The organism is Runella sp. R5_40 (assembly GCF_057652295.1).
Genome location: NZ_JBYFCH010000001.1, coordinates 730,023 through 750,819, shown reverse-complemented (window position 1 = coordinate 750,819; position 20,797 = coordinate 730,023). Strand labels below are relative to the sequence as shown.

General features: G+C 46.7%; 16 protein-coding genes. 10 read left to right on the top strand and 6 right to left on the bottom strand.

What is annotated here, in order from left to right; all coding sequences use genetic code 11:
• Window positions 1-30: 30 nt before the first annotated feature.
• From gatB to AC23N5_RS03185, 3 genes are all read right to left on the bottom strand, one after another.
• A complete protein-coding gene (gene gatB, locus AC23N5_RS03195) occupies window positions 31-1,518 on the bottom strand; it encodes an Asp-tRNA(Asn)/Glu-tRNA(Gln) amidotransferase subunit GatB (RefSeq protein WP_487754452.1) in 1,488 nt (495 codons plus the stop codon).
• Window positions 1,515-1,736 (bottom strand): DUF6169 family protein, encoded by a 222-nt coding sequence (locus tag AC23N5_RS03190; protein ID WP_487754671.1) that lies wholly within the window; start codon window positions 1,734-1,736, stop codon window positions 1,515-1,517. The genes gatB and AC23N5_RS03190 overlap by 4 nt, the downstream gene beginning before the upstream one ends.
• 89 nt (window positions 1,737-1,825) lie before the next feature.
• Entirely contained in the window at window positions 1,826-2,020 is a 195-nt protein-coding gene (locus AC23N5_RS03185) for a hypothetical protein (protein ID WP_183977565.1), read from the bottom strand.
• Window positions 2,021-2,150: 130 nt separating this feature from the next.
• Here AC23N5_RS03185 and AC23N5_RS03180 point away from each other — a divergent pair, with 130 nt between their 5' ends.
• Window positions 2,151-3,962 (top strand): acyl-CoA dehydrogenase family protein, encoded by a 1,812-nt coding sequence (locus AC23N5_RS03180; protein WP_487754451.1) that lies wholly within the window; start codon window positions 2,151-2,153, stop codon window positions 3,960-3,962.
• A gap of 78 nt (window positions 3,963-4,040) precedes the next feature.
• Here AC23N5_RS03180 and purN read toward each other — a convergent pair whose 3' ends face one another.
• Window positions 4,041-4,613 carry a phosphoribosylglycinamide formyltransferase gene (gene purN, locus AC23N5_RS03175; RefSeq protein ID WP_487754450.1) on the bottom strand — a complete coding sequence of 191 codons (573 nt, stop codon included), beginning with the start codon at window positions 4,611-4,613 and terminating at the stop codon, window positions 4,041-4,043.
• Window positions 4,614-4,738: 125 nt separating this feature from the next.
• On the opposite strand from purN, the gene AC23N5_RS03170 reads away from it, so the two are divergent.
• Complete coding sequence (locus AC23N5_RS03170; protein WP_487754449.1) at window positions 4,739-5,923, top strand: hypothetical protein; 1,185 nt, start codon at window positions 4,739-4,741, stop codon at window positions 5,921-5,923.
• Window positions 5,924-6,001: 78 nt separating this feature from the next.
• Here the strand turns inward: AC23N5_RS03170 and AC23N5_RS03165 are convergent, their stop codons facing one another.
• Both AC23N5_RS03165 and AC23N5_RS03160 read right to left on the bottom strand, forming a co-directional pair.
• Entirely contained in the window at window positions 6,002-7,219 is a 1,218-nt protein-coding gene (locus AC23N5_RS03165) for an N-acetylmuramoyl-L-alanine amidase (protein WP_487754448.1), read from the bottom strand.
• Between the two features lie 60 nt (window positions 7,220-7,279).
• The gene (locus AC23N5_RS03160; protein ID WP_487754447.1) at window positions 7,280-8,308 is read right to left on the bottom strand and encodes a LacI family DNA-binding transcriptional regulator; all 1,029 of its coding nucleotides are present in this window, start codon (window positions 8,306-8,308) and stop codon (window positions 7,280-7,282) included.
• Between the two features lie 276 nt (window positions 8,309-8,584).
• Here AC23N5_RS03160 and kduD point away from each other — a divergent pair, with 276 nt between their 5' ends.
• The 8 genes from kduD to AC23N5_RS03120 all read left to right on the top strand — a co-directional run bounded on the left by kduD (window position 8,585) and on the right by AC23N5_RS03120 (window position 20,793).
• Window positions 8,585-9,346 (top strand): 2-dehydro-3-deoxy-D-gluconate 5-dehydrogenase KduD, encoded by a 762-nt coding sequence (gene kduD / locus AC23N5_RS03155; RefSeq protein ID WP_487754446.1) that lies wholly within the window; start codon window positions 8,585-8,587, stop codon window positions 9,344-9,346.
• Between the two features lie 43 nt (window positions 9,347-9,389).
• Window positions 9,390-10,220, top strand: a complete 831-nt coding sequence (gene kduI / locus AC23N5_RS03150; RefSeq protein WP_487754445.1) for a 5-dehydro-4-deoxy-D-glucuronate isomerase — start codon at window positions 9,390-9,392, stop codon at window positions 10,218-10,220.
• A 36-nt stretch (window positions 10,221-10,256) separates the two neighbouring features.
• A complete protein-coding gene (locus tag AC23N5_RS03145; RefSeq protein ID WP_487754444.1) occupies window positions 10,257-13,448 on the top strand; it encodes a SusC/RagA family TonB-linked outer membrane protein in 3,192 nt (1,063 codons plus the stop codon).
• A 43-nt stretch (window positions 13,449-13,491) separates the two neighbouring features.
• Window positions 13,492-15,282: a RagB/SusD family nutrient uptake outer membrane protein gene (locus AC23N5_RS03140; RefSeq protein ID WP_183977551.1), complete on the top strand. Its 1,791-nt coding sequence runs from the start codon at window positions 13,492-13,494 to the stop codon at window positions 15,280-15,282.
• Between the two features lie 2 nt (window positions 15,283-15,284).
• Entirely contained in the window at window positions 15,285-16,352 is a 1,068-nt protein-coding gene (gene pelA / locus AC23N5_RS03135; protein ID WP_487754443.1) for a pectate lyase, read from the top strand.
• A 4-nt stretch (window positions 16,353-16,356) separates the two neighbouring features.
• Complete coding sequence (locus AC23N5_RS03130; RefSeq protein ID WP_487754442.1) at window positions 16,357-18,258, top strand: pectinesterase family protein; 1,902 nt, start codon at window positions 16,357-16,359, stop codon at window positions 18,256-18,258.
• A gap of 386 nt (window positions 18,259-18,644) precedes the next feature.
• A complete protein-coding gene (locus tag AC23N5_RS03125; protein ID WP_487754441.1) occupies window positions 18,645-19,781 on the top strand; it encodes a sialidase family protein in 1,137 nt (378 codons plus the stop codon).
• 121 nt (window positions 19,782-19,902) lie between these two features.
• Complete coding sequence (locus AC23N5_RS03120) at window positions 19,903-20,793, top strand: sugar phosphate isomerase/epimerase family protein (RefSeq protein WP_487754440.1); 891 nt, start codon at window positions 19,903-19,905, stop codon at window positions 20,791-20,793.
• Window positions 20,794-20,797 lie beyond the last annotated feature (4 nt).

The following is a 20,797-nucleotide window of genomic DNA, read 5'->3' as shown; positions in this document are numbered from 1 at the left end:
CTTCTAACTAGGCAACAATTGCGACAGAGACTAAGCGAGCTTTTGTCCCAACAACTGATTGACAACTTTCGGGTCGGCGCTGCCTTTTGATTTTTTCATGACTTCGCCTACAAATAAGCCCATTAAGCCTTTTTTGCCTTTTTTGAATTCTTTTACCTTATCAGGCATGGCGGCCAAAACCTCATCCACAATTGCTTCCAACGCGCCTGCATCGCTGTTTTGTAGCCAGTTGTTTTGTTGGGCTACATCGAGCGGAGATAGCGACGGATTTTCGAGCAACACGGGAAGTAGTTTTTGTGAAGCGGTAGTATGACTTACTTGATTGCTCTCTACCAACTTAATCACCTCCGCCAATTGAGCTGGCGAAAGCGGGAACTGCTCGGCAGTAGCGTCGTTGTTTTCGTTAAGAAAAGTCTTTACGGGGCCTAATACCCAGTTGGCCGCCGCTTGGTAATTGCCACAAGCGGCTCCTAGTGCTTCAAAGTAAAACGCCACGTCTTTGGTATCAACGAGGGTAGTGGCATGGCCTGCCGAAAGCCCGTAGTGAGTGGTGAATTTTTCGAACAAAATGCGCGGCAATGGAGGCATTTCGGCTTGGATTTGGTTCATCCATTCGTCCGAAATAAACACGGGAGCCAAATCGGGTTCGGGAAAATAACGATAATCGTTCATCGTTTCCTTTAGTCTCATGCCCGAAGTTTCGCCCGTTTCTGGGTCAAACATCCGCGTTTCTTGCAAAATCGTCTCGCCGTTTTCGACCATTTGTACTTGACGAGGAAACTCGGTCTCCACGGCTTTCATGACGTTTCGGATGGAGTTCATGTTTTTGACTTCCACCTTTGTACCAAATTCAGTTGCCCCTTTCAAACGCACCGAAATGTTCAAATCGCAGCGGAGCGAACCTTCTTCCATGTTGCCGTCGCAAATGTCAATAAAACGAACGAGTTGACGAACGGCCGTCAAAAACGCACCCGCTTCTTCGGCCGAACCGATGCAAGGATCAGTAACCATTTCGATGAGCGGCGTTCCTGCGCGGTTGTAGTCGAGCAAAGTATCCGTAGCGGCACCGTCGTGTACCGATTTTCCCGCGTCTTCTTCCAAGTGAATGTGGTGGATTTTCACCGTTCGTTCGACGGTTTTGCCTGATTTGTCTTTGAACGAAACAGGAATCCCACCGCCTACGCAGATAGGTGCTTTGTCTTGCGACAACTGATAGCCCTTTGGTAGGTCGGGATAGAAGTAGTTTTTGCGGTCAAAAATCGTGTGGCGAGTGATTTCGCACCCGCACGCAATCCCCATTCGAACAGCGTATTCAACGGCTTTTTTGTTCAATTTGGGAAGTGTGCCTGGGTGGGCCAACGTAATGACACTAATATTGGTATTGGGCTCGCTTCCAAATTGGTTAGCGTCGGCCGCAAAAATCTTGGTTTGGGTCTGTAACTGACAGTGTACTTCTAGGCCAATCACAATTTCGTATTTGGCAAGTACTTCGGGCGATAGTGTAAGCGTTTCGGTCATTTATCTTCAGAATAGCCTCCCGTCACTTTTCGGAAGGCGTCGATGATTTCTACAAAATAAGGGTTCTCGCGGTGTAAAATTAAGGCATTCATATAAATGACCCCCATTTCGTCAGTAATAGAGGCATCAACTTTCATAAATTGAGTTGTTTTAAACTTTTCAAACCATAGCCCAAATTTCCGAGCGCGGGCAAGATGTCTAGCATCGGCAGTGTCAATAACTTGAGGGCTTGAATTTTACTTCGTATGTAATGTCATAATTGGTTTCAAATACATACGAATTGTTCTTCCCCCCTTTAAATTCAAAATCATACTTTGACGACTTTTGACCCTCTTTCTGCATTTCTTTCTCGAAGTTTTCGTATTGCCTCTTGGTATTCAGGCGTTTTTACATCTTCTTGTGCTTCTTTCTCCAATTCGCGTTTGCTTGCCAACAATCTTTTCGCCCAGGCTACTGCCCGCTCTTGGCGCAACTGCTCCTCTGTTTTTGCGATAGTTTCCATGTTCGTTGGATTTTTTTACAAAGATAGTGATTCGGGATGTAAAAATTTTTAATAGTATGCTTGCATACTATTTTTGTTTGTTCTAATTTTGTATGCAAGCATAACACTATTTAAAAATTCCTGAAAAACCATGACAACCGTAGAAAATCGCGCTAGTATCAAAGGTGGAGAATTCTTGATTAAAGATACGGAGGCATCTCAAGTGTTTATTCCCGAAGAGTTTACCGAAGAACAGTTGATGATTGCGCAATCGTGCCGTGACTTTTTGGCGACCGAAATTTGGCCACGCGTCGAAGAAATCGACAAGGCAAAGTCTCCTGAGCTGATGTCGTCGCTGCTCGATAAAGCGGGTGAGCTCGGCTTGTTAGGAACGGCAGTTCCTGAAGAGTACGGCGGATTTGGAATGAACTTTAATACATCGATGCTCGTAGCCGAAGCGACGGGAGCGGGGAACTCGTTCTCGGTGGCGTTGTCGGCACACACGGGGATTGGCACATTGCCCATCGTGTATTACGGAAACGAAGCACAAAAATCGAACTACTTACCAAAGTTAGCTTCTGGCGAATGGAAAGCAGCGTATTGCTTGACCGAACCCGATTCAGGCTCGGATGCCAATTCGGGTAAAACCAAGGCGGTATTGAGCGAAGACGGAAAGAGCTACGTGCTCAATGGCCAGAAAATGTGGATAACCAACGGTGGATTTGCCGACGTATTTATTGTATTTGCTAAAATAGACGAAGGCGGAAAAACCGATAAAAACCTAACGGCTTTTATTGTAGAGAAGACATTTGGCGGAATTACAATGAATGAGCCTGAGCACAAAATGGGTATCAAAGGCTCAGACACGCGCCAAGTTTTCTTCAATGACTGCCACGTACCCGTTGAGAATATGCTTTCTGACCGCGGAAACGGGTTTAAGATTGCGGTAAATATTCTCAATATTGGTCGTATCAAATTGGCGGCGGCTACCATGGGCGGAGCAAAACAAGTAGCGGCCCACGCGGTACAATATGCCAACGAACGTAAACAGTTTGGAACGGCGATTAGCAATTTTGGCGCTATTAAGCACAAATTGGGCGAAATGGCCGTGAAATTGTACGCTACTGAGTCGGCTTCGTACCGCGCAGGTCAAAACATCGACGATGCCATTGAAGACCTTAAAGCAAAGGGTATAAACGATGCCGAAGCCAAGTTGAAAGCCTTGGAACAATTTGCCATTGAGTGCGCCATGATGAAAGTACACGGCTCGGAAGTGCTTGATTATGTGGTGGATGAAGGTGTGCAGGTGTATGGTGGTATGGGCTTTTCGGCCGATGCGCCTATGGATCGTGCGTACCGCGACAGTCGTATCAACCGTATTTTTGAAGGTACAAACGAAATCAACCGCATGTTGACGGTCGATATGATGCTCAAGCGTGCCATGAAAGGTGAACTCGATTTGATGGGGCCTGCGATGGCGGTGGCCAAAGAAATCATGTCGATTCCTGATTTTAGCAGCACCGACGATGAAGTACCATTTGCTGCCGAGAAAAAAGTGATTAAAAACTTGAAAAAAGCGGCCTTGATGGTAGCGGGTGCGGCTGTGCAGAAGTTTATGATGAAGCTTTCGGAAGAGCAAGAAGTCTTGATGAACGTAGCCGATATGGCCATCGAGATTTACGCGGCAGAATCAGCCGTTTTGCGTACCGAAAAGCTAATAGGAATCAAAGGCGAGGCGGCTTGTGCGTTGCAGAAAGATTTGGCAATGTGCTATTTGCACGAAGCTGTTGAAAAAGTAAACAGCGCAGGAAAATCGGCGATTATGTCGTTTGCAGAAGGTGATGAGCTTCGCGTGATGCTCATGGGCTTGAAACGCTTCACGAAAATTGAGCCGTTCAATACCAAAAATGCGCGTCGTCGCATTGCCGATGCGATGATTGCGGAGAACAAATACGTTTTTTAATCAATAAACATAGTTACACTTTAAGCTAAGAACCAAGTAGTTGACCAAGCCGTGCTTCGATTGAAGCACGGCTTTTTTTTATGAGTTCAACAACTGCCCCACTACTTCGGGAAAATGTTTGTGTTCCAGTACTTGCACTTTTTTAGCAACGTCCTCGGGCGTATCGGTGGCTACTACGGGGCAAGAGGCTTGAAAAATAATGGCTCCTTCGTCGTAGCGCTCGTTGACATAATGAATCGTAATGCCCGACTCCGTCTCTTGGGCGGCCACCACGGCTTCGTGGACAAAATGCCCGTACATGCCTTTTCCGCCGTATTTGGGAAGAAGCGCGGGGTGAATATTGACAATTTTGTTGGGAAATGCCTGCACCATGCTTTCGGGAATCAGCATCATAAAACCCGCTAAAACAACAAGGTCGATGGCCTGTCCTTGGAGAAGTTCAACGATGCGGGCCGACTCGTAAAAAGTGGTACGGTCGAACACCACCACAGGAACGTGCAAACGCCGTGCGCGAGCAATGACGCCCGCTTGAGGGTTGTTGGTAAGAATCAACGAGATTTCGACCTGGCTATCGGAAGCAAAGTGTTCAGCGATTTTTTCGGCATTAGAACCCGAGCCCGAAGCAAAAATGGCAATACGTTTTTTGGTCATGGGAGGTGAGTTTTGAGGTACTTGCGGGGGCAAAGTTAGCTTTTTGTAGGGGTTGATGCGCTATTATCCCCTAGAATCGCCTAATTTCGCTCTCAGTTGTTAGTTTTGATTGATTTTTAAATACTATGCAAATTCTTGAAGTAGGCACCGATGCTGCCCGTCAGCGCGAGTTTTTGATGTTACCCGTGCGGCTTTATAAAAATAATCCCTACTGGATTCGCCCGCTCGATAAAGACGTGGAGGATACGTTTAACCCCGATAAAAATAAATATTTTAAGGGAGGTGCTTGCGTTCGGTGGATTGCCGTGGACGACCAAGGGCAGACCATCGGAAGGGTGGCGGCTTTTGTCAATCAAGGAACAGTGTTGAAAGGAAACGACCAACCGACGGGCGGAATGGGCTTTTTTGAGTGCATCGAAGACCAAGCAGCGGCGTTTGCCCTTTTTGATACTTGTAAAAAATGGTTGCAAGAACAAGGCATGGAGGCCATGGACGGCCCAGTTAACTTTGGCGAACGCGATCGTTTTTGGGGACTCTTGACCGAAGGTTTTGACAAAGAACCTCTCTACGGAATGGGGTATCATTTTCCATATTATCAAACATTCTTTGAAGCCTACGGATTTCAGACCTACTTCAATCAGCTTACGTTCTTTTTGCACATGTTCAAAGAGAAGTTTATGGAGCGGGTAAACATGTTGTTTTTTGAACGCGCGGAGCGGATTTTAAACAATCCAGAATTTTCGTTTAAACACATCGATAAAAAGCAGTTGGGGCAGTTTGCAGAAGATTTTCGGACGGTCTATAACAAAGCTTGGGCAAAACACCTCGGTACCGACGACATGACTCCCGAAAAGGCAAAAGCCATTATGCAGCGGATGAAGCCCATCATGGACGAGGAAATGATGTGGTTTGGTTACCGAGACGGCGAACCCGTGGCGTTTTTTATTATGCTTCCCGAACTGAATCAAATCTTCAAGCACGTCAATGGGAAACTAGATTTGATAGGGAAAATCAAGTTTTTGTACCACAAGCTTCGGAAGAAAAATTACAAAGCCTTCGGGGTAATTTTTGGCGTTATTCCTGAATATCAAGGTCGAGGAGTGGAGTCGGCCATGGCTCTGGCTTCGACGCGCGTGGCTTGGCGTCCCAATTACCAATATACCGAACTTGAATTTAACTGGATTGGTGACTTTAACCCTAAGATGGTGCGCTTTGCGGAGCTTTTGGGCGGCGTACCTCACAAAATTCATACGACCTATCGTTATCTTTTTGACCGTACCAAAGAGTTCAAACGCCACCCGATGATTTAAAAGCAGTCGCGTCGGGTTGTGAGCAACCCTTTTCACAGTGTGGTTGTGAGCAACCCGACGCACAGTGGGGAGGGTTGCTCACAACCCTCCTTTTTTGTCGCTATGTTTGACAGCTTTTAACCAATCTTCTACTCCTTTGCGAATTTGCTTCGCCATTTTTTTGCGAAAATCATCGTCGGTCAACAGCGCTTCGTCGTCGGGATGACTCATAAACGCACCTTCTACGAGTATATTCGGGTATTCGATGGGGCTATTTAGGGCAAAATTGAACCGCCCGATGTTACCATATTCCACCAGCCCCATTTCGAGTAACCGCTCCAATACCGCTTGACTTAGCGGTCGGTAGCCAATGTGTTTGTAGTAGGTACTTGTTCCGCGTGTTTTGGTGGTATCTCCCGCGGCATTGTTATGAATACTAATCAACAAATCAGGTTGAAGTGCGCGGAAATGTACAATGCGGTCAGTGTTATTAAAAAGAGTATCGTTCGTTCGGGTCATGAGCACGCGTACCCCTTTGTCTTCCAGTTCTTTTTTGAGGTGTAAAGCGATGCTCAAATTCAGGTCCTTTTCCCATTGCTTTGAGCGCAAACCACGCGCGCCCAAATTACTGCCTCCGTGGCCTGCGTCAATGGCCACGGTAAGCTCCCCGAGTTTGAGTTTTTCGGGTTGGTGTTTGACGCGAATCACAAGGCGGCGCCCTTCGTACCCAATCCGATATCCCCAGTGTTGGCCGTGGGCTAGTTGGATGGTTATGCGCAAATGCTCATCGGCAAGTTGTTCATAATCAACGTTCTTGATTTCGGTGGCGGACTTAAATTGCGTAATCCAGTTGGTATTGGTGGTTGCGCCAAAAATATCAACGACAATCCGCGAAGGATTCATTTCTTGCCAACTCCGATACGGAAGGCGCTCCGTGAGTGGAATAGAAATATAATCAAAACGGTCATCGCCCCACGTTCTCCACGAAGTTGTTAAATACTGAATCGGTGGTTTGACGATGGTATCGCGACGGGTAAGGTTTTGCGGAATCCAAGCCGATAGCGTAGAAGTCAGTCGAACGCGGTATTGGTCTTTGTAACGCCCTGTTACGTTCAGCAAAACCAGTGAATCCAAATACCCCATTTTGGCTCCTCCTAGACGGTCTTCGCCCAGGCCATAATTGAGGTAGGCCAACGGGCCTTTGGTACGAATAAAAACGGCCGAGTCGGGGCGAAATTGGTAAAGTGTATCGCGAAGCTGGGCGGAACCAGTGTAGTAAAAAAAGACAAGAAAGAGGCTATAAAACAGACGGGGCATGGGAGTAAGATTTGGCTAAAAGTACGCAAAATCTTACTCCAAATAAAAAGGAAGATACCATTAGGCAGGTTTTAGCGACGATTCCCGAATGACCAATTTAGTTTCTAAACGCTTGGTTTCGAAACGGATGGTACTTTTGGGGCGTTCGATTAAATCAATCAAAAACTCGGTGGCTAGTTGCCCCATTTCGTAGGCAGGCTGCGTAACAGCACTGAGCGCAGGACTAAGCAAATGCGCGGAAATGAGGTTGGTAAACCCAACGATGGCAATGTCTTCGGGAATGCGTAAGCCTTCGCGTTTGATGAGCGACATCGACGAAGTAGTAAGGCGGTCGCCTGCGGAAAAAATCGCGTCGGGGCGTTCGGGATGATGAATGAGTTCGAGGACGGCTTTTTCCACTTCTTCGGGAATCATCCCACCGTGGCTACAGTACTTGATGTACGATTCTTCAATCGGGATTCCGTGGTTTTGTAGTGCCTTTTTGTAGCCCTCAAGTCGCTCGTAAGTGATTGATAACCAAGAGGGACTGGTCAGGTGGGCGATTTTTCTAAAACCTTGTTGAATCAAGTGGGCCGTGGCTTCGTAGGCACCCACAAAGTTGTCGGCGCTCACTTTATGGGTGATGTAATCTTGCGGAACGCGGTCAAAAAAAACAATCGGAAGCCCTTTGGATTGCAATTCTTTGAAGTGCTCCAAGTCGTTGCTTTCACCCGATAGTGACACGATGAGGCCATCTACGCGGCGTTGGGCAAGGTACTGCGTATTGACGAGTTCGCGTTCGTACGATTCGTGATTTTGGGAAATAACAACGTGGTAGCCGCGGTTGTAGGCAATCGACTCCATCCCATTAATGGCCTGCGAAAAGAAGTTGTTGGCGATTTCGGGGATAATTACTCCAATCGAACGGCTTCGGTTTTCTTTCAGGCTAAGCGCGATGGGGTTGGGGCGATAGTTCATGCGTTCGGCATATTCCATCACGAGGCGTTTGGTCTCAGGGTTAATTTCATAACTCCCCCGCAATGCCCTCGAAACAGTTGAGGTCGAAAGGTTGAGTGCTTTCGCTATGTCTTTTATAGTAATCACTTCCACAGTCCTAGATGTTGGTTTTGTACAATTTATCCCCTCGATAATGACGGAAATAATTTGGAGAGGTGAAGATACACTTTTTTGTAAAGTAACTAAAAAAAAATACCTGAAAGTAAAAACTCCCCTTTTTGGCAACGTTACCGACAACGATTGCATAAAAAAAGTCAACAATTTATTTGTAATGTACCATAAAGGCGTACTAAACTTGACTACTGCTTTCTGAGTAGCTGTTGTATTAACCCAAGTTCAATTTCTAAAAAAAATTAAAATTTATTCTTAATGAACAACTTTGACTTGACGGGTAAAGTGGCGTTGGTATCGGGTTGCGATAGTGGCATCGGCATGGCTATGGCCGTTGGGCTGGCTGAAGCGGGGGCTGATATTGTGGGCGTATCGCGTTCAATGCCTTTGGAAGGAAGCGGAATTGAGCAGGCCGTCAGGGCATTGGGACGGAAATTTAGCCCGTATCAAGCAGATGTAGGAAACCGAAATTCGCTGTACCGTTTTATCAAACAAGTCAAAGAAGATTTTGCCCACATTGATATTCTATTCAACAACGCGGGCATTATTTTGAGAAACCCAGCGGCGGAGCATTCTGATGAATATTGGGATCAGGTTCTTTCGGTGAACTTGGACGCTCAATTCATTTTGGCGAGAGAATTTGGAAAAGAAATGATAACGCGCGGTTACGGAAAAATCGTTTTTACGGCTTCAATGCTCACTTTTCAGGGAGGAATCAATGTGCCAAGTTATGCCGCGAGTAAAGGTGCTATCGGAAGCTTGGTGAAAGCACTCGCCAACGAGTGGGCTTCTAAAGGAATCAACGTCAACGCCATTGCGCCAGGCTACATTGCTACGGCCAACACGGCGGCACTCCGTGCCGACGAAGACCGAAGTGCGGCAATTTTGGGCCGTATTCCTGCGGCTCGTTGGGGGCAGCCCGAAGACTTCAAAGGGCCTGCGGTGTTTTTGGCCTCGTCGGCTTCGGACTATGTCCACGGAACCATTCTGACCGTTGACGGTGGTTGGATGGGCCGCTAATATTTTTATGAAACGAACAAATCGACTGAAAATAAAGAACCAAATGCAAATCAGACACGAAAGTAGCCGTAAGGAAGTAGCCCAAATGAACACAGAGGAGTTGCGGGAAAACTTTTTGATTGAAACCTTGTTTGTCCCCGACCAAATCTCGTGGGTTTATTCGCACTATGACCGCGTATTGGCGGGAGGAGTGATGCCTGTTGCCACCCCCGTAACGCTCGAAACCCACGACGCGCTCAAAGCGAACTTCTTTCTGGAACGTCGCGAGTTGGGTATCATCAACGTAGCAGGAAAAGGGGCTGTAGTGGCTGATGGACAAACGTTTGCGTTGGATAAGCTAGGCTGTTTGTATCTTGGAAAAGGTACGCAGCAAGTGAGTTTTCAAAGCGAAGATAGTACAAATCCTGCGCGCTTTTTCTTGCTTTCGTCGCCAGCGCACCATACATACCCTAATCACGCTTTTACCAAAGAGGAAGCATCGCCCGTGACGTTGGGAGCACTAGAAACTTCTAATCATCGTACCATCTACAAATACATCCACGAAGGTGGGATTCAGAGTTGCCAGTTGGTCATGGGGCTCACGGTGCTTCAGCCAGGAAGTGTGTGGAATACCATGCCGTCGCACACCCACGACCGCCGTATGGAAGCGTACTGCTATTTTGATATTCCTGAAAACCATGCCGTGTTGCATTTGATGGGTGAGCCTACCCAAACGCGCCACCTGTGGGTAGCAAACCACCAAGCCATTATTTCGCCACCGTGGTCGGTACATTCTGGCTGTGGTACGTCGAGTTACTCATTCATTTGGGGCATGGCGGGTGAAAACAAAGACTTTACCGATATGGACGGAGTGCCTATTCTTTCATTACGATAACGATTGCTCACTTACTTAATTTAACTAACACTTGATATGAAAAAACAATTATTCACACTGCTGTTACTGCTGGGTTGCATGTCGGTGGGATGGTCGCAAAACCGTCGGGTGACGGGGACCGTAACCGACGGCAATACAGGCGAAACCCTGCCAGGGGTAAGTATCTTGGTTAAAGGCTCGTCGGTAGGAACGACGACCAATACGGACGGAAAGTTTACGATTAACGTTCCCGACAAAAAAGAAACGGCGATTATTTTCAGTTTTGTAGGGTATTTGCCCGAAACGGTCGTCTTAGGCGCTCGTTCGGAAGTGTCTGTTGCGTTAAAAACCGACCAAAAAATGCTCGAAGAAGTGGTGGTTATTGGTTATGGAGAAGCCATTAATCGCCGCGACCTGACGGGTTCGGTATCGTCAGTTGGCGCAAAACAATTGAAAGATATTCCGTTGACCAACGCCGCCGAAGCCCTTACAGGACGTTTAGCTGGGGTTCGCGTAACGACTTCAGAAGGAGCACCAGGCGCTGATATTCAGATTCGTATTCGTGGGGGTGGTTCGATTACCCAAGACAACTCACCGATTTATATTGTGGACGGGATTCAGGTAGAAAACGCACTTAGTTTTTTATCTCCCCAAGACATCGAAACCATTGACGTATTGAAAGATGCGTCCACCACTGCTATCTATGGAGCACGTGGTGCCAACGGCGTAGTGATTATCACCACCAAATCGGGTAAAAACGGTAAAACGACTGTTAGCTATAACGGGTCGGTAGGTTTCCGCGAAATCTTTAAAAAAATGGATGTGATGAGCCCGTACGATTTTGTGCGTTGGCAATACGAACGTAGTCGCAACGATGCCACTGCCGAAAAAAGCTTTTCGGACATGTACGGAACGTGGGAAAACATCAATCAGTACAAAACCGTTACGCCTATTGATTGGCAAGAAGAAGTGTTTGGTCGGAGAGCTCAGTACCAAAATCATAACTTGAACGTAAACGGAGGCAATGCCAATACTAACTACAACCTAAGCTTAACCGCCAACCGTGAAGACGGCGTGTTGTTAGAGTCAGGGTTTGACCGTTATTTAGCTACATTTAAGATGGATCACAAAGCCAATGATAAGTTACGTTTAGGCTTTAACGTTCGTTATTTGAACCAGACGGTGAGCGGGGCAGGTACAACGGCAAGCGGTACCAAATCAACCAACCGCCTACGTCACTCGGTGCAATACCGTCCTTTGTTGGTAGCTGCTCAGCCAGAGGTAGATGACTTTGACGAAAACCTGTATATCTCGTCAGGAAACTTGGTGAATCCTATTTTGATGACCCAAGCCGAATACCGTAAAGCATACACGAAGGCTATTAACTTGAGTGGGTACGCGAGCTACGCTATTTTGAAGAATTTGACCTTTAAAACAACCGTTGGTATTGATAATAACGATGTGCAAACGAACTCTTTTTGGAGCAAAATCACGGGAACGGCTCGCAACTTCGCGTCGCAGCCCGTAGCGTCGATTTTACAACAAGGAACGGTGACCATCAATAACTCAAATACCTTGCAGTACGCCAAGAAGTTTGACAATAAGCACGACTTGAACGTGATTGTAGGGCAAGAAATTTACCACAACGCCTCAAAAAGTACCTTGATGGAAACCCGCTATTTCCCAGCTGATATTTCGGCAGAGCAAGCGTTGGCCAACATGGGGTTAGGTTCTGCACCTACGGGAGCTACTCAGCCACGTCCAAGCTCTAATGAAACGCCACCTAACCGTTTATTTTCGTTGTTTGGACGCGTAAGTTATGGCTACAATGATAAATACTTAGCCACCGTCTCGTTACGTTCCGACCGCTCGACCAAGTTTAAATATGCCAACGGAGCGTTGGTATTCCCTTCGGGTACGTTGGCGTGGCGCTTTACGAAAGAAGATTTCTTGAAAAATAACCAAATCCTAACCGATGGTAAACTTCGTTTGGGCTACGGGGTAGCGGGGAACAACCGCATTGGTGATTTGTTGTACCAACAATTATACGGCGTAACGGGCGAATACGCCCTCAACCATACCGTGGTACCAGGTTATGCACCGGTAGCGTTGGCCAACGAAGATTTGAAGTGGGAGTCAAACGTGTCGCAAAACGTCGGTCTTGACCTTTCGTTTTTGAACAATCGCTTCCAAGTGTCGATTGATGCCTACAAAAACTCAGGAAATAACCTTCTTTTGGCCGTAGCCATTCCGCCAACGTCGGGGTATTCGTCGCAAATCAAGAACTTAGGTTCGACGACCAACAAAGGGGTAGAGTTGCAGCTGAATGCGTACATTATTCAGAAAAAAGACATTACGTGGAACTCAAGCTTTAACATTTCTACCAACAAAAACACCGTAACAAGCCTTGGAACAGTAACGCAACTAACGCGTAACTCAGGATGGCAAGGCTCTGATGGTACCGACGATTACTTGGTAAAAGTGGGTGAGCCAGTAGGGTTAATGTACGGTTTTGTAACGGACGGTTACTATAAAATCGACGATTTTACGTACAACGAAACCACCAAAACGTACACCATCAAACCAGGCGTTCCTGTTAACTCGGTGTACGGAACGCCGCAGCCAGGGATGTTGAAATGGAAAGACATCGACGGCGATGGCTTGATTACGGCCGACAAAGACCGTACGGTCATTGGGAATGCAAACCCGAAATTTATCGGAGGATGGAACAACCAAGTCGTTTATAAAAACTTTGATTTGAGCTTGTTCTTGAACTGGGTCGTAGGCAATGACATTTACAACGCCAACAAAATCGAAATGACGGACGGTGCATTTCCGAGCTTGAACATGTTGTCGTTCATGAAAGACCGTTGGACCAACATCAACGACCAAGGCGCAGTAGTGACTGATCCTGCCGAATTGGCCAAAATCAATGCCAATGCGACGATTTGGTCGCCTGTGCGGGTTCAGCGTTATTGGTTGCACTCGTGGGCGGTCGAAGATGGCTCTTTCTTGCGGGTCAACAACCTAACGGTAGGCTATTCATTGCCGAATGACTGGTTGAAAAAAATCAAGATTTCGCGTTTTAGAGCGTATGCAACGGTCAATAACCTAGCCACTTTTACGAAGTACACAGGCTATGACCCAGAAGTAAACACGCGCCGTACTGACCCATTGACGCAAGGGGTTGATTTTGCAGGCTATCCTCGGGCAAAAACGTGGGTAGTTGGGGTAAATGTAACCTTCTAACACGCACTAAAACTGATTTTAAGACATTCTAACTTTGATAGAAATGAATAAATTACTCAAAAAAATAGCCACCTTGGGAATTCCGTTTGCCATAACAATGACGATGGTGACGGGTTGCAAGGAGTTCTTGGAAGTACAACCAAAGTCTCAAATTAGCATTTCGGACGCGTTTTCTAACCTTGCCAATGCCACCAACGCCGTGATTGGTGTTTATGACGAACTCATGGGCGACAATGGCTACGGAATCCGTATCAACATGTATTATCCGTATGATTCGGACGAAATGATTGTGTCAGGAAACATCGACAACGGACGCCGTGGTATTGGCCGTTATCAGTTGTTGTTGACCAATACCGAAATTCGTAACCCTTTTTTGCAATTGTACCGTGGGATTGAAAAAGCCAATTTGTGCATCGAACAAATTCCACAAATGGCGCTTTACAACAATGGTAGTGAAGCAGATAAAAAAGAACTACGTCGTTTGCACGGAGAAGTGCTGACGCTCAGAGCACAATTTATGTTTGAATTGCTTCGTAACTGGGGCGATGTGCCTGCACCGTTTACGCCAGCTTACAAACAAACTGATTTGTTTATACCGCAGTCTGACCGTGATGAGACGTATAAAAAACTCATTGATGACCTCAAAGTGGCCACCGACCTTGTGCCTTGGAGAACCGAAATTCCTGTGCGCAACGAACGCGTGACGAAAGGGGCGGTAAAAGCGCTTCGAGCGAAGTTAGCCATGTTTCGCGGCGGGTATTCGTTGCGTAGCAATGGTAAAATTGAGCGTAATGCCGATTACCAAACGTACATCAAAATTGCGCGTGATGAGTGCGCCGATTTGTTGGCAAAACGTACTGAACACACGCTTAACCCTAGTTTCGAGGATGTTTGGCGTAAGTTGACTTCGTTTACCTACGACCCTTACGGCGAAATTATTTTTGAAGTAGGGGCAGGAGGGTCAAATTCAACCTCGGATAGCCGCATGGGGAATTACAACGGCCCATCGGTCAATGCTTCGTCGCGTTATGGTACAGGAGGCGGTGGTCTATTAGTGTTGCCTAACTATTTTTATGCCTTTGACTCTACTGATACGCGTCGTGATGTAACGACAACATTGTATGCTGTGGCTGCAACGAACGTCAAGTCTCCGCGCCGTTTGGGTGAAATTACGGATGGTAAATTCCGTAAAGATTGGCGGAATCCATTGTTGCCAGGAACAGCCCTAAACGTAGGATACAACTGGCCGTTGATTCGTTTTGCCGATGTTTTGTTGATGTTTGCCGAAGCAGAAAATGAATTGAACGGAGGACCAACAGCGGCAGCCATTTCGGCTTTTGAAGAGGTTCGCAAGAGAGCTTACAAAGGAAATGAAACCAAAATAGGAAAAACTCCTACGGACAAAGCGGGCTTTTTTGACGCCATCGTCAATGAGCGTTATCTTGAGTTTGGGAGCGAAGGGATTCGTAAATTTGACCTGATTCGTTGGAATTTATTAGCGCAAAAAATTGCCGAAACGCGCCAAAAAATCCAAGACATTCGGGATGCCAAAGGGGCGTACGCCAACGTGCCACAGTACATTTTTTGGAGAAATAACGGGGAAGAAATTCAGTGGCAAAACTCTTTCTATAAGCCGAGTACCACCACCACGGCCCCAACGGGTTGGACGCGTTTGGATTGGCGTCAGCACCTAACGACTAACCTTATTGATGGGGTGCAATTGCACGCGGGCATTGCTCGTTTCTTTGTGACGGGTAAAAGCGAATTGTTCCCGTACGATCAAGCAACGGTGGATGCTTATCAAGGTAAGTTGAAGCAAAATCCTGGGTATTAATAATGAGAATAATATCTTTTGTTTTCTTACTACTTTGTAGCTTCATTCTGGGATGCAAAGCAGGAACTAACTTCCCGAAAGCTTTGAGCTTTCGGGAAGTTGAAGTTCTTAAAGATTCAGTCGCTGAGCGGATGTTGTTGTACCAACGAAACAACGGTGGTTGGCCGCAGCCAGGAGGAGACCCCATAAATTATAACAACACACTTTCGGAGTCGTTGAAAATCAGCTTATTGGCTGATAAAAATAAGCTGGATGCGACCATCGACGATAAAGCAACCACGCGCGAAATCAACGCGCTGGTATCTGCCTACAAAAAGACCCAAAATGCAGTGTATTTGAAAGCCGCTGAAAATGGAATAAAGTACTTATTGACGGCGCAAAATACCGCAGGAGGCTGGGGACAGTTCTTCCCAGATACCAGTGGATACCATAAACACATCACGTACAACGACCAAGCGATGATGGATGTGATGTGGATTTTTAAAAACATTACCGAGGGAAAAAACGATTTTGATGCAGTAAAAACCTTGATTCCCCAAGCCAAAGCCGCAATGACAAAGGGAATCAACTGCATCCTGAAAACCCAGTATGTCCAGAATGGAAAACTCACGGCTTGGTGTGCCCAGCACGACCGTAAAACGCTCCTTCCTGCCAAGGCACGGGCGTTTGAGCTAGCCTCACTAAGCGGCAATGAAAGCGTAGGCATCGTCCAGTTTTTGATGGCCATCGACAATCCTTCGCCCGAAATCAAAAGAGCTATTACGTCGGCGGTAGCGTGGTTGGAATCCGTCAAAATCGTTGGAATTCGGGTGGATAACATCGTGGATGCGTCACAGCCAAAGGGAAAAGACCGTATCGTGGTGGCCGACCCTAGCTCGACCTTGTGGGCACGTTTTTACAACCTCGATACCAATAAACCCTTTTTTACGGGGCGGGATAGTGTCCCAAGGGCGACTTTGGCCGAAATCGAAAACGAACGCCGCGTGGGCTATGCCTACTATGGAAATTGGCCTGCTAAGCTTTTATCAACGGAGTACCCAAATTGGGTTCAAAAATGGGGAAATAAATAAAAACATGAGAAACGTCCTTTTGTTATGTCTTCTGTTGGCGGGGTCGGTGTTGGCTCAAACAACCCCTAAGAACCTCCTAATTGTTGCCCAAGACGGGTCGGGGGACTTTACGACGGTGCAGGCAGCATTTAATGCTATCCCGCTCAATAATACGAAAGACGTGCTCATTCGTATCAAAAAGGGGATTTACAAAGAAAAACTGACGCTCGATTCGACCAAAAACCACGTGACTATCATGGGAGAAGACCCCGAAGGTACAGTTTTGACGTACGATGATTTTTCGGGAAAAATAAACCCACAAGGCGTAAAGCTCGGAACCACTACCTCCACTTCGACGCGCATCGTTGCCAACGATTTTATGGCCATCAATATCACCTTTGCCAACTCCGCAGGCCCCGTTGGTCAGGCTGTGGCTATGTTGGTCGATGGTGACCGTGCTCGTTTTATCAATTGTCGGTTTTTAGGATGCCAAGATACACTCTACCCCAAGCGAGAAGGAACGCGGCAGTATTACCAAAACTGTTACATTGAAGGAACGGTCGATTTTATTTTTGGCTGGGCAACGGCCTATTTTCAACAATGCCACATACGATCAAAGTTGCAAGGTGGCTACTACACGGCAGCCTCTACGCCGCAAGGACAAGCCCACGGTTTTGTGTTTAACGAATGCACGCTCGATGGCGAATCGCCCGAGGCAAGTGTGTATTTGGGACGGCCGTGGCGAGATTATGCCCAAACGGTGTTTTTGAACTGTACGATGTCGAACGTGGTGAAGCCCGAAGGCTGGCATAATTGGGATAAGGTTCATGCCGAAAAAACCGCTTTTTATGCCGAATATGGTTCAAAAGGTGCGGGTGCTATTGCCTCAAAACGAGTGGCATGGTCAAAACAGGTGACCGAAATCGAAGCCCAAAAATATACGATTGGGAAGGTGCTTGCAGGGAAAGATAATTGGAATCCGCAAGGGCCGTTGTTGACCTTTGGCTTGACCAACGTCCCTGATACTTCGTTTAACGTACCCAAAGCTTTTTCTCAACTTCAAAAACAGTACCCAAACGCCTCTAAAGTATCCTTTCCGCTGCCAATTTCAGTAGCAGAAGAACGGAATGTGACCTATTGTTCGGTAGGTACTCGCAATTTGCAGTTGGATGTGTTTTATCCCAAAAGCAAGTCCAAGAAACCTCGCCCAGCGGTGTTGGTGATTCATGGCGGTGGCTGGCGTTCGGGCGACCGTACGCACCACGTGCCTTTGGCGCAAAAACTGGCGGAACAAGGTTTTGTAGCCGTAACAGTTGAGTACCGCCTTTCGACCGAAGCCTTGTACCCCGCTGCCGTTCATGACTTGAAAGCGGCGGTACGTTGGATGCGTGCCAATGCCAAAAAATACCAGATTGACCCCAATAAAATTGCCTCTTTGGGCTTTTCGGCGGGAGGGCAATTGGCGGCTTTGCTGGGGACAACCAACGATAATCCCGCTTTTGAGGGAAGCCAAGGCGAGTACATGGCTTTCTCAAGCCGAGTCAACGCCATTGTTGATTTGGATGGAACGTTGGCCTTTATTCATCCCGAATCGGGAGAGGGCGACGACAGCAAAGGAATTTCGGCCGCTACGTATTGGTTTGGCTACAACAAAACCCAAAAGCCTGAGCTTTGGCACGAAGCAGGCGCCCTCAATCACGTGGACAAAAGCACGCCTCCTATTTTGTTTGTGAATAGTTCCGTAGATCGTATGCACGCTGGTCGTGACGACATGCGACGAAAACTGGATGCACTTCATATCTATTCCGAAGTCCATTCTTTTCCCGACGCGCCGCATACGTTTGTACTGTTTCATCCGTGGTTTGAACCCGTCTTGAACCACAGCGTTCGGTTCTTAAACAAGGTTTTTGAAACGAAAATTAAATAGCCTTTTTTAACCAAACCATAGTTTCGTATTTTTTCGAGAAAGGGAGCGCTCTGCTCCCTTTTTTATTGCTACTAAATAGGGTTAAAGTTCTATTCAAGCAGACAGTTCAGGAGGGTTAGTTTTTTTAAAAAAAGTATAATTGTCATCAGGTTTCGGCGGATAATTCTTGAAAAATTGCAAAAACCCCTTAAAATGGCTCAAAAAGCCTTTTTTTAAGAACCCACCTCAACACAATGAAGCCCTTATGAGTCTATTGGCGGAGAAAAACGATAAATAACCTCAAAAGAAAAAAGAAAATTCTTTCATTTGTTTTTGTTTTTATTGTTTTTTTCTTCGTTTGTCAGGGGTAGTTAACTGAAAAAATAACACAATTAGCTTTTGTTTTCATGGTAATCCAACGTTTTTTTATTCCTTTTTTCTTCTGCTTAGTCGTTACTCAAGCTGCTTTTTCGCAATTGGCCAAATGGCAGTCGGGAGTAGTGGTAGATGAATTTGTTTTTGAAACAGCGCCTTTCCCTGAAAGCCACGCTTCAACCATCGCCGAAACGCCCAAAGGGTTGGTCGCGGCTTGGTTTGGGGGGACCAAAGAACGTAATCCCGACGTATGTATTTGGGTGAGTCGTCAAGTAAATGGCAAGTGGATCGCTCCCCAGAACGTAGCCGATGGCGTGGTCAACGACAAACTTCGCTATGCGTGTTGGAATCCCGTTTTGTACCAAATTCCGAAGGGCGACTTGATGTTGTTCTACAAAATTGGCCCAAGCCCGTCGGAATGGAAAGGCTGGTTGAAGACCTCTTCGGACGGTGGCCTTACGTGGTCAGACGCTAAAGCCCTGCCCGAAGGATTTTTAGGCCCGATTAAAAACAAGCCCGTGTTGCTTTCCAACGGAAATTTGATGAGTCCAACCAGCACCGAAGGCAAAAGCGGTTGGCAAATTCATTTTGAGGTAACGCCCGATTTTGGCAAAACGTGGCGAAAAATAGGCCCCATCAACGACGGCAAAACCCTCAACGCCATTCAACCGAGCATTTTAGACCACGGCAAAGGCAAATTGCAGATATTGGCGCGCAGCCGAAACCGCGCATTAGTGGAAGCATGGTCAAATGACAATGGCGAGACTTGGTCGGAATTGACTAAATCAAGTTTACCCAATAATAACTCTGGTACCGATGCCGTGACGCTCAAAGACGGCCGTCATGCGCTGGTTTACAATCACGTATTGCCTCCAGGGGATTTGGCCAAAGGCCCTCGTACACCCTTGCATCTTTCTGTTTCAAAAGATGGGAAAGAATGGGCGGCAGCGGTGATTTTGGAAGATTCGCCCATTAGTCAGTATTCGTATCCATCGGTGATTCAGACGTCCGATGGGATGATTCACGTGATTTATACGTGGCGTCGCCAACGCATCAAACACGCGGTGGTCAACCCCAAGAAGCTAAAATTAGTGCCTATCAAAGACGGCCAATGGCCCGCTTTGGAGGGCTATAAAGCGCCCCAACCAATTGAAGCCGCGAAAGAGTAATAATTTGAAAATGTGATAATTCGGCAATTTGAAAATGATTTTAGTTACACCATTTTCAAATTTGCTAATTTTTCAAATTACCCAATTAACCGAATCCTCTAATAACCATAAATAAGTACCCATGCTCACCCATCGTCGTCAATTCCTGAAACAAAGTAGTGTACTAATTGCAAGTATGCTATTGGGAGGGACGCGTGGGTGGGCGGGTTCAAGTCACCGTTACAAAGTAGCGGTGGTGGATTTGATGATTTTGAAACGCCAAAAATTAAGTGCTTTCCAGCTAACCAAAGAGATTGGCGCCGACGGAGTAGAAATCGACATGGGAGGTTTGGGTAATCGAGAAACCTTTGATAGCCAATTAGCTAGGTCAGAAGTGCGCCAGCAGTTTTTGGACAAAGCCAAAGAGCTTCAACTGGAGATTTGTTCGCTGGCAATGACGGGTTTTTATGCCCAATCGTTTGCGACGCGCCCCACTTACCAGCGCATGGTGCAAGACTGCATCGATACCATGAAGGCCATGAATGTGAAAGTGGGCTTTTTGCCATTGGGTGTTCAGGGAGATTTGGTACAAAACCCCGAATTACGCCCCGCCATCGTAGAAAGGCTCAAAGTAGTAGGGCAAATGGCCAAAAAAGCAGGAGTGGTGATTGGCATTGAAACGTCGTTGGACGCTCAAGGAGAAGTGGAACTTTTGAAAGAAATAGGTTCAAAACACATCCAAATCTATTTCAATTTTTCCAATCCGCTCAAGGCAGGACGTGATTTGCTGAAAGAGCTTAAACTACTGGGTCGCAAGCGCATTTGCCAGATTCATTGTACGGATGAGGATGGCGTTTGGCTTGAACATAACACCCGCCTCGACCTTAAAAAAGTAAAACAAACCCTCGATGAGATGAAATGGGAAGGCTGGCTGGTTATTGAGCGTTCCCGCGATGCCAAAGAGCCGCACAACGTCAAGAAAAATTTTGGAGCAAATACCCAATACATCAAGTCTGTTTTCCAAACCTCTTAAACGG